This window comes from Candidatus Uabimicrobium amorphum (assembly GCF_009002475.1).
Classification (GTDB): domain Bacteria; phylum Planctomycetota; class Uabimicrobiia; order Uabimicrobiales; family Uabimicrobiaceae; genus Uabimicrobium; species Uabimicrobium amorphum.
Map to the genome: position 1 here is coordinate 4,247,650 of NZ_AP019860.1, position 12,610 is coordinate 4,260,259.

Here is a 12,610-nt window from a genome sequence, read left to right on the forward strand (position 1 = left end):
TATGAGAACAGTTCAAGAATACTTTTGCGAGTATGAAGGGCATCATTGTAATAAATACAATAAGATGACTCATTATTTTGGAATACCTCTTATTATTTTAGGATTGATGGGACTTTTGGCCCGTATTCCTTACTCTTTTGAAGTGTATGCTGGTTATCGCATTGATTTTGCCATTATTACCACAGTAGCAGTTTACTTCTTATTTTATATACGTATGCATTTTTTGTTGTCGATATTTATGTTAATATGTCTGGGCGGTTTGTATGTTGGAGCACAATACTTATCTCTTTATATTCTATGGGGAGTTTTTGTTGTTGGTTGGATTTTACAATTGCTTGGGCACATTATTTTTGAAAAAGAGAAACCGTCTTTTATGGACAACCTTGTGCATTTGTTAATAGGTCCTCTGTGGATATTAAATAACATCGTAAAATGTGTTAAGTAAAAAATGGGCTTCGGCCCATTTTTTTTTTGACCAAAAACTTACCAAAAATCAATCACCATTTATCCACATCTTTATCCACAATCGTGGACAACTTCATCTAAAAGTACACTTATTACTTATCCACAGTGTTATCCACATTTTGTGGATAACTTGCGTTTTTCTTGAATAGACGACAAATATCGCAAATGTGTCTTTGTTGATGATTTGTGAATAACGAACTATGACAAAATAAAAATTCATTACTTATCCACAGTGTTATCCACAAAATGTGGATAACTATAGAATAAATCACATGCCGAAAGGATAAGTATCCAAATCGATTGTTCCTGAATTTCTTACGAGTGTTAAAGCTTTTGCGTATTCATTTAGCATTTTTAATGAATATTCCATTCTATCTATATCACGTTGGTATTCTGATGGATTCTTATTGAAATTTGCAATATCACGTACAATTACATGATCGGGAATCCAACAAAGACGGTTATTTTTATATCCTGTTGTTCGTAGTTCCGCAATTGGATAAGAACCACCTCGCCCACTGGATACACCAACGATTAATCCTGGTTTATGGGCGATATCCTTGCCCCCACATAACAATAGAAAGTTTTTAAGGGCAGGAGGAACCATACCACCGTATTCAGGTGAAATGAGTATAATACCATCACTACTATTGAGTGTTTCGGCAATAGGATGCCATATTGTTTTCCATTCGTCTGTTCCTTGCCACACGCCTTCATTCCAGAGCGGTAGTGGGTTTTTGCCTAAATCAAATAAATTGGTTTGGGTTTCAGGGAATAACTCCGCTATTTTTTCTTGTAAAAAAAGTGCCAATTTGCCTGACTCAGACTGGACTCTTTGAGATCCACAAATAATGGTTATGTCCATGTTAAATCCTTCTTATTTTTGTGTTAATTCTAATACAATAAGTTGTATTGCATTTGTCAGTTGTTATAATCTTTGAAGATTTAATGACGATTCATCCCAACGTTTTGATTGGTGCTTGTTTTATTCGTTGCTGAGTATAGGGTGAAATATATAAGAAAGTTGGTTGAGATGCAAAAAGTATTTGAGTTTAATAGAAATAAGCAATCAGTTGTGTCTTATTTTTCGCCAGAGGAACAATTATTTGTTGATCCTATTGACATTTCTGTTGTTATACCAGTTTACAATGAAGAACAAGCTGTTCGTATTTTAATTGAACGTATATGTAAGGTTTTGCAACGTGATGTATTTGAAATTGTCATTGTGAATGATGGTTCTACCGACAATACAGGGCAAATTTTACAAGAAATTTCAAATAACAATACCCGAGTTCGCTATTTAGCATTTACTTGCAATATGGGGCAATCTGAAGCTTTGTTTTGTGGTTTTCAGCATTCACGTGGACATTATGTTGTGATGATGGATGGCGATTTACAGAATCCTCCGGAAGATATCATTGCTTTAGTTGATATAGCGCGCCAAGGTTATGATTTAGTTTCGGGAGAACGCAATAAAAGGCAAGATTCTTTTTTTATACGAAAGTTACCGTCTATTATTGCAAATTGGTTTATCAGTAAAGTTATGGGTTGTCATTTTAAGGATATGGGAGGAATGAATTGTTTGCGTGGCGATATTGCACGAAAAATTGCAATGAAGAAAGGTTATCACCGTTTGATTCCTGCAATTGTACATTGTATGGGAGGAAAAACCACTGAAGTGTCTGTTAGTCATGCCCCAAGAACAACAGGAGTAAGTAAATATGGTTTTTTTGGCCGTAGTTTGGAAGTTATACTTGATGTATTAGTTTTATGGATTACTTATCGAATAAGACCCCTTTATTTTTTCGGAAAGAGTAGTCTTCTTTTTTTTGCTTTTGGTATTTTTGCCATGCTGTGGCCTCTAACATCAAAAATTGTTATTTGTAGCTTAGTGATGGCGATTGTTTTATTTTTAGTGGGGATTATAGGTGAATTTGTAGGTGGTAGTAAATCTTGCCGTGTTTTTTATGATTCTTTTGAAAAGTAACTCCCACTTTGCGTGGGAGAAGACTTGTCATTATTCTTTTTTCGGTGCAGTTTCTTTTGTTTCTTTGTTGTCTTTTTTTATTCGTGTGTATGTATTTTGCATTGTTTTGATTTTGTTCTGACCAATGTGCATATAAAATGTCGAAATCATGGTATCTTCATTTGGATATGTTTCGACCATAGAAACTGCCATTTCAGCGCCTGTTGTCGGATCTTTCATGGTGCTTGTCCATGTGGTTGTGTTTGTTTTTGGGTCGTGGGTTCCTTCCATGGAATCTATTCCATAGTAACTGTAAACATCTACCCATGAACACTCGTATTTTTCTTCTTTGCTATTCCACGTAAAAACTCCGAAGCCTTGAAATGTTCCCGCCACTTCTGAGCTGGATTCTACAAAAACAATTGTTCCTCGCCCACCTAAAATAGGTTTGCATACGGAAGTGCCCGTTGCTGTCATTGGTTCTTCGTCTGGATTACCCCACATTTTTTGTGTGAATTTCCATTCCCCAATGCCCCCCTGTAGTAACTTGTGATGTTCGGAAATAGCTAATTTAGGATAATATTCAGGTTGTTTTTCCGATTGCTTTTTGTCATCGGCTTGAGATGTCAATACCACAACAAAACAAACTATAAGTAATACAACTAGTTTTTTCATCAAAAAATCCTTTAATTGAAAATACGGTTATTGTACGGAATTTTATGATTTTACCTTAAAATGCATATAAGGTAAAAACAATTTTGAGAAAAAATATCTATTTGCTATTATGTGAATTATGTTGTTTTAGACAAAGATGTACCATTTCAATTTATGGGCGAGTTATCTCTTGCATAAGAAAAATTTTTGATAAGAAAGCTAAATATTGGATGCCAAACAACTACTCCGAATAGGAAGCTTTTTAAAAAAGCATACGGAAGATTTTTTTAAAAATAATAAATTTGCCAAAGAATTAGCTATTCGTATGGAAGAAGAAACGGGTACGCGTTTTAGTGATTGGATAGATAGTTTTGTTTTTCCTAGTGATTCGCAAATGCGTAAAAAAATCGAAAAGCTCGGTTTTGAATGTAGCGAAACGGATAAAGATGTCTTTTATGTTGCAGAAACAAGCTTTCCTCGTATTGTTATGCGCGATAGTTGTTTTGAGGTTGTTCTCGTTGTTGATTCTGTTGTTGCATTTCGCGCGCGAAATAAACTACGAGTACCTATTGAAGGTAGCGCTTGTTCTTTAGCCCGCACTATGTCCATTTCGAATAAGCGCGATTATGTACTTTCCGTTGTCGAACGCTCAACTGTTATGGGGTATGTTGTACCTGTAGACATTGATAGCGAAGAATTTTTGCAACAAAAAAAAGCACGTGATTTATGGTTTAATCGCGAACGAGATTTTGAGTTGGCAACAGAAGGAATGAGACAAACTCTGTCACTCGCGTATCGTATTGTGGATATGGTGGGAGTAGAGCGTGCTGCACACATTGTTTTACAAAGCGAATTAGCTTATTGGCAATATAAGACTCATGTGGGAGATTTGCAAAAATTTTTCCAAGATAAATGTGGACTTGGTTGGGGAAACTGCGATCATTTGACTTTTTGGAGTGGTCGTAAAAATTTTAAAATACTAGTGCAGATTTTTGAAACATTGGGATTTCGCTGCTCAAAATCTTTTTTTGTGAAAGATTATGGAAATAAAGGTGTGCAAGTAATGGAGCATCCTCATAGCAGTGTTTTAATTGTTTGTGAAGTACATTTGCGGAAAAAAGAACGTGATCAAGATTTCGCACACCAAGAGCTTGCACCTATGCAATCATCAGGCATTTTAGACAATTGGTTACGCGCTAATGGAGAATCAATGCTTAAGGGGGGAGCAAAGCATGTTGCGATCAAATGTAGTATTGAGAAAATGCAAGCTCATTTGGTAAAGTATCATGTCCATTCCACTAAAGTAGACGAAAAGCCTTATTTTAAACAAGCATACTCGAATAAAATTGCTTCTAAGTTCGAAAATTTTTTGTGTTTTGTCGAACGCAATGGAGGTTTTCGTTACTTTGATTTTGATTAGTTTCACATTTCATTATGAGAATAAGATTTTGCTATGAGGTGCTATTTTAAAGGTCAACACAAGGAGTAAAATATGGAACAAAAATATTTGAATGTAGCGGCGTATGTTTTTTTTCATGTTGACCACATTGAAGAATTACAAGAAAATTTGCTACAGTTTTGCAATGAAAAAGGTTTGAGAGGCTCGATTCTATTAGCTAAAGAAGGTATCAATCTCTACGTTTGCGGTTTTCGTGAAGACGTAAATGCATTGCAGAGGTACTTGCATGGCAAATGCGGTATTCCACAAATGGAATATAAAGAAAGCTGGTCGGACTTTCAACCATTTCGTCGTATGCTCGTGAAGATAAAAGACGAGATTATTACGATGAAGCACGATGCCATAAATCCCGAGGAGTTTACAGGGCCGCGCATTGCCCCACAAGAATTTAAAAAATGGTTGGATGAGAATCGCGATATTTATGTTCTCGATACACGAAATGATTATGAGGTTGAATGTGGAAAATTTTATAAAGCGGAGCATCTGAATGTAAAATCTTTTACTGAATTTGCGAAAAAAGCACAAGATTTAGATGAAAACATAAAAGAAAAACCGGTTGTCATGTATTGTACTGGTGGTATTCGTTGTGAAAAGGCCTCGTCTTTATTTTTAAAAGAATACGGCTTCAAAGAAGTGTACCAGTTAGAAGGTGGAATTCTAAAGTATTTTGAGGAGTGCGGTGGGGCACACTACGATGGCGATTGTTTTGTTTTTGACGAACGTACATGTGTGGATAAAAATTTACAAATATCAGATAAATATAAAGAGATTTAACTGGAAAAAATTTGACAGGATTAGTCAAATTTTTTCCTAGTGATAGAGTGTTATCTTATCTAGAAACCAGCAGCCCAGCGTCCTTCCCATGATTCAATCACTTGGCCGCGTTTGTGCTGTTCATAATGCCCTTCAGTATATAAAGGACGTGGAGCAGTTCCTGCGTGCAAAAATGGTAGTGATACGCCGAAAGAACCGAATTGTACTATTCCCAAAATTGTATAACTGTAGTAGTCGTCATCGGCCCAATCTCTGCGCAAAATGGGAAGGAAAATGGGACCTATACACCATGAATTCAAGTTACCACTATGTTGGGAATATATAGGAGTTACCACTCCTTGTTGTCCACCTACGTTTATATAACCAAACAGGTTTGGTAGGGCTGGTCCTGGAAATTTCCATTTGGTATTATTGTCAAAACTTTCATAATCGAAGATAGGCGACCAAATACTTGTTCTTCCCCGCAGAGTGACATTTGCGTTTTCATCAATTACTCTTGTTCCTTTGCCCCATCTAGCCCCCATCAATAGCATATTTACATTGCAATCAGAGCGTGGAATGTCCCCCATTTTTCCTCCGGCGTTGTAGAAATTATGTGCACAACCCGAAATGATAAATGCAACTACCAATAGTGCACCTTTACGCATAACACACCTCTCTATTGTTGTGTTGTGTAAAAGAAACCCAGTTTTTTCTTTATATCGTCAGGCAATGGAGGTAGGGTTGATCTTGGAATAAAAAATGTCGCCATATTAAACAAATCCTGATAGACTTTACTTTTCTCGACGGTCATTTTCAAATAATCGTGACCCGAAGTTCCTCCGGTCCCTATCTTTGTACCGATCATACGCAGAACCATAAGAGCGTGACGATAGCGCCATGCGGTCATGAGTTCATCAATATCAACAAGAAGAGTTAAAAATTTAAACGGCTGTTGTAAAATAGGTTGGTCGCGATAAAGGTGTATAAACAGTGCCGCATGAGTTGCACGAAAAGACATTCTGCGTAGATTTTTGTGTACGAGTTCATCGTGTTTGTCTTGGTCAAAAATAGCACGGAAATTTTCACGGGTGTTTTCGTGAGCGTTGAGTTCTTTTTGACGTTTTTCTTCGGATATAATTGGATTGTTGATAATGGTTTGCTTGTCTTCATCCAGCATCGTAATGACCGCTTTTTTGTAACTTTCCCAAAAATTGAAACCTTCTGACTCCAAAAAAGGTGTTCGTTCTAGCCATTTTTCTACCAAATGAAATAAGGAGCTTTGTTCTTCTGATTCTTTGAGTTGTTTTTGATGTTTTTCTGCGAAGTATGAGCGGTAGCCTTTTTCATTTAGCATGGTTCTCTGTGTCGGATCTAGACCGAGTTTGTTTTCGATAAGGCGAAATTGAAAGCTTTGAAATCCCGAAGCGGGGGTAATAAAATTGCGAAAGTCTAAAAAGTCTAGCGATGTCATTGTTTCTAAAATGCGTAGTTGTTCAATAAGTAATTTTTGAATATCTGTAATACGTGCTAAGCGCGAAACGGCAATGCCAATATTGACTTCGTCAATGTATTCATGTCTGAACATGTTAATGACGGAATCGAGTTCATGAATAATCTGTTTGAACCATAATTCGTATGCTTGGTGCACGATGATAAATAGCATTTCATCATGTGCTTCGCTATCGTATTTTTTACTAAGAAGTTCTTGAGAAGACAGCAGTTTGTCTAAGCCTAAATAGTCTGAGTAATAAGCTGGTGGATATTTTTTCATTGAGACCCCGTTAATTTAAACGTTTTTCAACTGGAAGAAAATACCAAATTTTTGTTATAGTATAAATAGCTGGTAAATAAAAGTAAAGAGTAGAATAACTTGATATTTTTGGACCGTTATTATGAATGATGTGCTAACAAGTGAAAAATTACAGCGTAATATTTGTCGTATCCAAGATCAAATAAGTGAAACATGTGCTAAAGTAGATAGACTCCCGCAAAGTGTGACTCTCGTTGCGGTAACAAAAACAGTGACTGCGGCTACAATGAAGCTATTAGCTGATTTGGGAATAAAAAATGTTGGGGAAAACAGAGTTCAAGATGCTCAAAGTAAATATAACGAATTGTGTAATATTAGCGATTTTTCCTGGCATATGATTGGTCATTTGCAAACCAATAAGGTGAAGGTTACTTTACCTATTTTTGATATGATACATTCTGTTGACAGTATGAAACTTGCGAAGAAAATTTCCGAATGCAGTACGGAAACGACAAAAATATTGTTGCAAGTTAACACAAGTAAAGAAGAGAGCAAGCACGGCTTTGATTGCGAACAACTGTGTAACGAGATAACGGAGATCTCTACTTTTGATAATATTGTTATTTGTGGCTTAATGACAATGGCGCCTTTTACTGCTGATATGGATGTGTGTCGCAAATGTTTTCGAGAAACACGAATTCTTGCAGAGAAATTGCGCGACAAGGGATATATTCAACAAGATAAATTAGAGCTATCAATGGGGATGAGTGGTGATTTTCCTGTGGCTATTGAAGAAGGAGCTACACTTGTACGAGTCGGATCTGCTATATTTAAATAGGAATGAGATATGCCAGTATTACTTATAGAAAAAGGGCCAAATAAAAATAAACATGTCGAGTGGAATTCGTCTTCGATAACTGTTGGCCGCGATGCAAGAACCAATTTAAAAATTGACGATACGGCTGTTTCGCGCAATCACTTTAAAATATATGACGTAGAAAATCAGTTCTTTATCGAAGATTTGGGAAGTCGCAACGGAACTATACTAAACGGAGAGTCTATTGAGCGTCCAATGCCTCTTGAAATTGGAAGTTGTATTCAAATAGGTGAAACTATTTTTTCGTGGCTCGATAAACTACCAGAAGCAGGTAGTGACCCTCTTATTGGAAAAGAGCTCTCTGGTTATTTAATTGGTGAACTTTTGGGAAAAGGTGGTATGGGGCGTGTTTACCTTGCGCAACAAATTTCCCTTGATCGCGATGTGGCCTTGAAAATTTTATCTTCTAAATTGACAAAAAATGAAGTTTTTGTCGAAAAGTTTATTGAAGAAGCGCGTTCCAGTGCAAAATTGAACCATCCAAATATTATTCAAGTTTATGATGTAACTCAAAGTGGTAAAAAATATTTTTTTTCTATGGAGTATGCTCCCGGAGGTTCTGTTCAAGACCTAATCAGTGGGGGACGAAAATTACCTTTAGACCAAGCCTTATCTTATTTTAAAGATACCTTAAGTGGACTTGAGTTTGCGGAAAAGAAGCAAATTATCCATTGTGATATTAAGCCCGAAAACTTAATGTTGGCCGAAGAAAATATTGTCAAAATAGGCGATTTGGGTTTGGCGCAATCTTTAACCGATGACAAAAAAGAAAAAGAACAATTGTATGGTACACCACACTACTTTGCTCCAGAACGAATTACAGGAGGGATTGTTGACCATCGTTCGGATATGTATTCTTGTGGAGCAAGTTTTTATCGAATTTTAACAGGAACTACACCATTTAAAGGACGTAGCAGTAAAGAAATCATTCAACGCCACATTCATGATACACCAACTCCTATGCGCGAATTAAATCCTGATCTTCCTGAGTATATCGAGACCATTATTGAAAAAATGATGGCAAAAAATCCCGAAGATCGCTATGAGACAAATAGCGATATCCTAAAAGATCTAGAGCGCGGTAAAAAAAATAGACCTTTACGTCGTCATTCACGTGTGCGCAATGTGAAAAAAACCGAAGACAAATTTAGTGGAAATCCAACAAAAAACGCCGCGCTTAAAATTTTGCACAACGTTTTGCCGGTGATCGTCCCATCCCTTATTTTTTTTCTAGGATATTACATTGTTGCTGGTGGTAGTGCCAAAACCGATGATGGTGAAGTAAATATTGAAGAAGAAGTTTCTGGTAACAAAGACAACCCCCTGGCAAAACAGTCTTACCAAACCGCTGTGGAACAATATGAGCTTCATGGTGGTAATGAGGCGGTGATTTCTTTATTGCGTGACATCGAAACTACATATAGCGACACTATGTATGCCGAACGTGCGCGAAGCTTACGCGTAAAAATTGAAAAAACGGCGCAAAAAGAAGATGAGAAACAAGTGTATCGTCTTTTACAAGATGCGATGCAGTACGAAGAAAAAAATCCTTTTGAATACGACGAAGTGATTGCGCGTTTTCAGAAAGTTGTCGATTTTGACACCGAACAGCGTTTTATCGAGTTTGTTAAAGACGCGAAAACTCAAATTGTTCGTCTGCAAAAAACAAAAGAAACGTTTGAGAAAAAACAAGAAATGGCCATTGTTTTTCTCGAATACGAAAAAGACATTGATCGTTTAGTCAACGCCAAAAAATACCAAGAAGCTTGGAAAAAGTTGAATGAAATTGAAATGAAGTTTGTCGGTTTTGATGAAATCAATATTCAAATTAAAGACAAGCGGAAGAAAATAAACGAATTACGTCAGCAAGTGCTTGTGTCCAAAAATGCGGCCGCTTCGCGTCTTATTGAAGAAAAAAAATACCAGGCAGCTTATGAAATTATGAAAGAAATGAAAGCGATTGGGACAGTTGAATCGACGAGAATGTATAATGCTTTAGCTTTAAAAATTAAAGAACAACAGGAAAAAGTGATTGCATCACGTAAAAATTTGATATTACTTTCGCAACAACAACAACAAAAAGCATATCAATTGCTTCTCGATTATCAGTACGCCAAAAGTCGTAAATTATTGAGTTCTTTTGTGAATAAAATTAAAAATGAAAAAGGTCGTGAAGTTTTGAAAGCGCGTGTTGCTGATATGAAACTTTTGGAAAAGTTGGTAGATCGCGTAAACGAAAAACTGAAAAGTAAAGAACATCGCAATTCCAAACGTATGCTTTCCGATAAAGAAGATAAAGATTTACGTAAAATCTTACCTAAATTTAAAATGTCACATATTTTAATCAAGTCGTGGAATGGCAGTTACATATCGACTTTGGTTCCATATCAATATAGTAAAAGTTTTATTGGCAAGAAATTGAATTTAAAAAAGTTAAGTCCCGAATGGACATATAAAAATTTGATTGAAAATCAGTGGGGATTTAACGATAACGATTACTTACTCGCAGCGACTTATTGTTTTTATTACCGCCTTTACGATGAAAGCTGGAAAAATTACAAGATATACAAACAAAGGGGTAATAAGGCAAAAAGCTTGTTGAATCAGTTAAATCTAATGGAAAAAGAAGCGGAAGAAAAATACCAAGAGGTGTTTTTACCAGTGATGTTGGAATTACGTAAGTGGATTAAAAGAGAGAAACAGGGACAACTACGTGGTTCTGACAAATCTAAATACAAAGCAGCAAAAGATAATTTTCGTAAAGTGAATGATACATACCGTTTGCGATATGGTCGTACTTTATTTGCCAAAAGTAAATTTTAGAATTGAGTTCTAAACATGCGCCAAGTTGTACATCTTGATTTTTTGCCTCGTGATTATGTTATTGAACATCAAATAAAAACAGTGCCTGCCGCAGAAATGCATGTAATTTGGAGTTTTTTGCTTATTATTGGTGGCATTTTTTCTGGAATTGCCATACAACAGCAATTTCCTATGGTTGTGCGTTACGTGAGCATTATTTTCGTATTGTATACGATATTTGTGTTGTTGACGTATCGTAGTTACTTTATCATCGATCCTAAGCATGAAGAAATTATTTACCACAATGATGTTTTTTTCTTTGGGAAAAAGGAAATTTTTGTAACTACTTTTGATGAAGTAACAGACATTCTTGCCTATTCAGAAAATGATGGATTTCGCAATTATTTGGTGATCATTTATTCTTTCGAATCTTCTTTATCGGCAAAAAGAATTCATGACCACGATAGTTTGGACCAAGTTCATGAATATGGACAGATGTTCGCAAAAATGATGAATTGCTCATTTCATCCTTTTGTAGAGGATCAAAGACTGTTGCAGTCCAAATACCAGTTAAATAACTTTGAGCGACAGAGAGGATGCACAAGTACTATTGGATTAATTTTATTGTTTGTGTCAGCAATGTATTTGTGTTTTCGTTATTTTTAAACGCTGTATTTATCCCGCATTATTATGCGGGATAAATAAAATTATCTTTGTTTACGATCTTCTTCGCTCAAAAAACCATCTCCATTACGGTCCATTTGTTCAAAGCGTTCGAGGTTTCCTGGCCATTCTTCTTGCGATATTTTACCATCATTATCGCGATCTAACATTTTTAGACGATTACGCATTTTATCACGGAAATTCCCCCCATCAGAATTGCCCTCGCGTCCTTTGTTTCTAAATCTTTTCGCTATCTGTTGTTGTATCTCTTCTTTTGTTAAAAAACCGTCGCCATTTCCGTCTAATTTGCTAAATTTTTCGACGTCTCCCCTCCACTCACTGGCATCGATTTTTTGATCTTGGTTTTGATCCATTTTTTGCAGCATTTTTTGTAATTTTTTGAGGTGATTTTTGCCGCCTTGCATTTTTTGCATTTTCTGGATTTGTTTCATTTCGTCGCGTGTAATAAAGCCATCTTGATTTTTATCTAGGCGATCAAAAGCTTGAGGATTACGTGGCCACTCATCCTTTGAGATTTTACCATCTTGGTTTTTATCTATTCTTTGTAGCATTTTTTTCGGATTATTGTTTCTTTTTCCCCGTGGTAACTCATCAGGAGAAATGATGTTATCACTGTTCTTGTCAAGGTGGTTAAATATTTTTTGTGGACCTTTCCATTCATCGGAAGAAATACTACCGTCACCATTGGCATCCAGACGCGATACTAAACCTTGTCTTTGTTCTTTATTCGGATTTCTTTTCATGCGACGTAAAGCTTGTTTGTTTACTTCGTTTTTTGTTAAAAATCCGTCTTGATTTTCGTCTAGTTTGTTAAAAACTTGTTGATTTCCTGGCCATTCTTCTTTTGAAATTTTTCCATCGGAATTAATGTCAAATCGAATAAACATTTTACCTTTTTTGTTTTTTTGATCTTCTTGTTGCTGAGCTTCAGATGCGGGAGCATTCGGATCTATTTCGTTGCGAGTAATCACTCCGTCGCCGTTTTTGTCTAATATGTTAAAAGCATTGGCGTCTTTTAGTTCCTCTTGGGTTACCTGACCATCACCATTTGTATCATTCAGTTTAAAAAAACGGTCGACTCGTGCATTTTGTGCGTAGCATAACGCGGTTAGTAAGATTGTAAGATATAAGTATTTCATATTGTCTCCATTTTGTAGAGGGTTAGGTATGAGCATCCAAAACATATATTGTAATATC

12 protein-coding genes are annotated in these 12,610 nt (G+C 36.1%); 7 read left to right on the forward strand and 5 right to left on the reverse strand.

All coding sequences use genetic code 11. The features are described from left to right. The first annotated feature begins 1 nt into the window (after position 1). Positions 2–445: an Mpo1-like protein gene (locus UABAM_RS15330; RefSeq protein WP_151968883.1), complete on the forward strand. Its 444-nt coding sequence runs from the start codon at positions 2–4 to the stop codon at positions 443–445. A gap of 288 nt (positions 446–733) precedes the next feature. On the opposite strand, the gene UABAM_RS15335 is transcribed toward UABAM_RS15330, so the two are convergent. Then, positions 734–1,330: an NADPH-dependent FMN reductase gene (locus UABAM_RS15335; protein ID WP_151968884.1), complete on the reverse strand. Its 597-nt coding sequence runs from the start codon at positions 1,328–1,330 to the stop codon at positions 734–736. A gap of 168 nt (positions 1,331–1,498) precedes the next feature. Here UABAM_RS15335 and UABAM_RS15340 point away from each other — a divergent pair, with 168 nt between their 5' ends. Continuing rightward, on the forward strand, positions 1,499–2,452 hold the full coding sequence (locus UABAM_RS15340; RefSeq protein WP_151968885.1) for a glycosyltransferase family 2 protein: 954 nt from the start codon (positions 1,499–1,501) through the stop codon (positions 2,450–2,452). Positions 2,453–2,482: 30 nt separating this feature from the next. Here UABAM_RS15340 and UABAM_RS15345 read toward each other — a convergent pair whose 3' ends face one another. Next, a complete protein-coding gene (locus UABAM_RS15345) occupies positions 2,483–3,106 on the reverse strand; it encodes a DUF1579 family protein (RefSeq protein WP_151968886.1) in 624 nt (207 codons plus the stop codon). Positions 3,107–3,311: 205 nt separating this feature from the next. Here UABAM_RS15345 and UABAM_RS15350 point away from each other — a divergent pair, with 205 nt between their 5' ends. Together UABAM_RS15350 and trhO are read left to right on the forward strand one after the other, a co-directional pair. Then, positions 3,312–4,505: a hypothetical protein gene (locus UABAM_RS15350; RefSeq protein ID WP_151968887.1), complete on the forward strand. Its 1,194-nt coding sequence runs from the start codon at positions 3,312–3,314 to the stop codon at positions 4,503–4,505. A gap of 72 nt (positions 4,506–4,577) precedes the next feature. After that, positions 4,578–5,318, forward strand: a complete 741-nt coding sequence (trhO, locus tag UABAM_RS15355; RefSeq protein WP_151968888.1) for an oxygen-dependent tRNA uridine(34) hydroxylase TrhO — start codon at positions 4,578–4,580, stop codon at positions 5,316–5,318. Positions 5,319–5,377: 59 nt separating this feature from the next. On the opposite strand, the gene UABAM_RS15360 is transcribed toward trhO, so the two are convergent. Next, positions 5,378–5,965, reverse strand: a complete 588-nt coding sequence (locus tag UABAM_RS15360; protein ID WP_151968889.1) for a hypothetical protein — start codon at positions 5,963–5,965, stop codon at positions 5,378–5,380. An 11-nt stretch (positions 5,966–5,976) separates the two neighbouring features. Beyond that, complete coding sequence (locus UABAM_RS15365) at positions 5,977–7,071, reverse strand: tryptophan 2,3-dioxygenase family protein (RefSeq protein ID WP_151968890.1); 1,095 nt, start codon at positions 7,069–7,071, stop codon at positions 5,977–5,979. A 121-nt stretch (positions 7,072–7,192) separates the two neighbouring features. Here UABAM_RS15365 and UABAM_RS15370 point away from each other — a divergent pair, with 121 nt between their 5' ends. The 3 genes from UABAM_RS15370 to UABAM_RS15380 are packed head-to-tail and all read left to right on the forward strand — an operon-like array spanning position 7,193 to position 11,395. Beyond that, on the forward strand, positions 7,193–7,888 hold the full coding sequence (locus UABAM_RS15370; protein WP_151968891.1) for a YggS family pyridoxal phosphate-dependent enzyme: 696 nt from the start codon (positions 7,193–7,195) through the stop codon (positions 7,886–7,888). Between the two features lie 9 nt (positions 7,889–7,897). After that, entirely contained in the window at positions 7,898–10,750 is a 2,853-nt protein-coding gene (locus UABAM_RS15375; protein ID WP_151968892.1) for a protein kinase domain-containing protein, read from the forward strand. Positions 10,751–10,765: 15 nt separating this feature from the next. Further along, a complete protein-coding gene (locus UABAM_RS15380; RefSeq protein WP_151968893.1) occupies positions 10,766–11,395 on the forward strand; it encodes a hypothetical protein in 630 nt (209 codons plus the stop codon). Between the two features lie 41 nt (positions 11,396–11,436). Here UABAM_RS15380 and UABAM_RS15385 read toward each other — a convergent pair whose 3' ends face one another. Next, positions 11,437–12,552 carry an EF-hand domain-containing protein gene (locus UABAM_RS15385; protein ID WP_173013342.1) on the reverse strand — a complete coding sequence of 372 codons (1,116 nt, stop codon included), beginning with the start codon at positions 12,550–12,552 and terminating at the stop codon, positions 11,437–11,439. Positions 12,553–12,610 lie beyond the last annotated feature (58 nt).

Coding starts and splice junctions, on each gene's coding strand:
- UABAM_RS15370 (WP_151968891.1), top strand. CDS start 7,193: ATGAATGATGTGCTAACAAGTGAAAAATTACAGCGTAATATTTGTCGT.
- UABAM_RS15385 (WP_173013342.1), bottom strand. CDS start 12,552: ATGAAATACTTATATCTTACAATCTTACTAACCGCGTTATGCTACGCA.
- UABAM_RS15380 (WP_151968893.1), top strand. CDS start 10,766: ATGCGCCAAGTTGTACATCTTGATTTTTTGCCTCGTGATTATGTTATT.
- UABAM_RS15360 (WP_151968889.1), bottom strand. CDS start 5,965: ATGCGTAAAGGTGCACTATTGGTAGTTGCATTTATCATTTCGGGTTGT.
- UABAM_RS15335 (WP_151968884.1), bottom strand. CDS start 1,330: ATGGACATAACCATTATTTGTGGATCTCAAAGAGTCCAGTCTGAGTCA.
- UABAM_RS15365 (WP_151968890.1), bottom strand. CDS start 7,071: ATGAAAAAATATCCACCAGCTTATTACTCAGACTATTTAGGCTTAGAC.
- UABAM_RS15375 (WP_151968892.1), top strand. CDS start 7,898: ATGCCAGTATTACTTATAGAAAAAGGGCCAAATAAAAATAAACATGTC.
- UABAM_RS15345 (WP_151968886.1), bottom strand. CDS start 3,106: ATGAAAAAACTAGTTGTATTACTTATAGTTTGTTTTGTTGTGGTATTG.
- UABAM_RS15330 (WP_151968883.1), top strand. CDS start 2: ATGAGAACAGTTCAAGAATACTTTTGCGAGTATGAAGGGCATCATTGT.
- trhO (WP_151968888.1), top strand. CDS start 4,578: ATGGAACAAAAATATTTGAATGTAGCGGCGTATGTTTTTTTTCATGTT.
- UABAM_RS15340 (WP_151968885.1), top strand. CDS start 1,499: ATGCAAAAAGTATTTGAGTTTAATAGAAATAAGCAATCAGTTGTGTCT.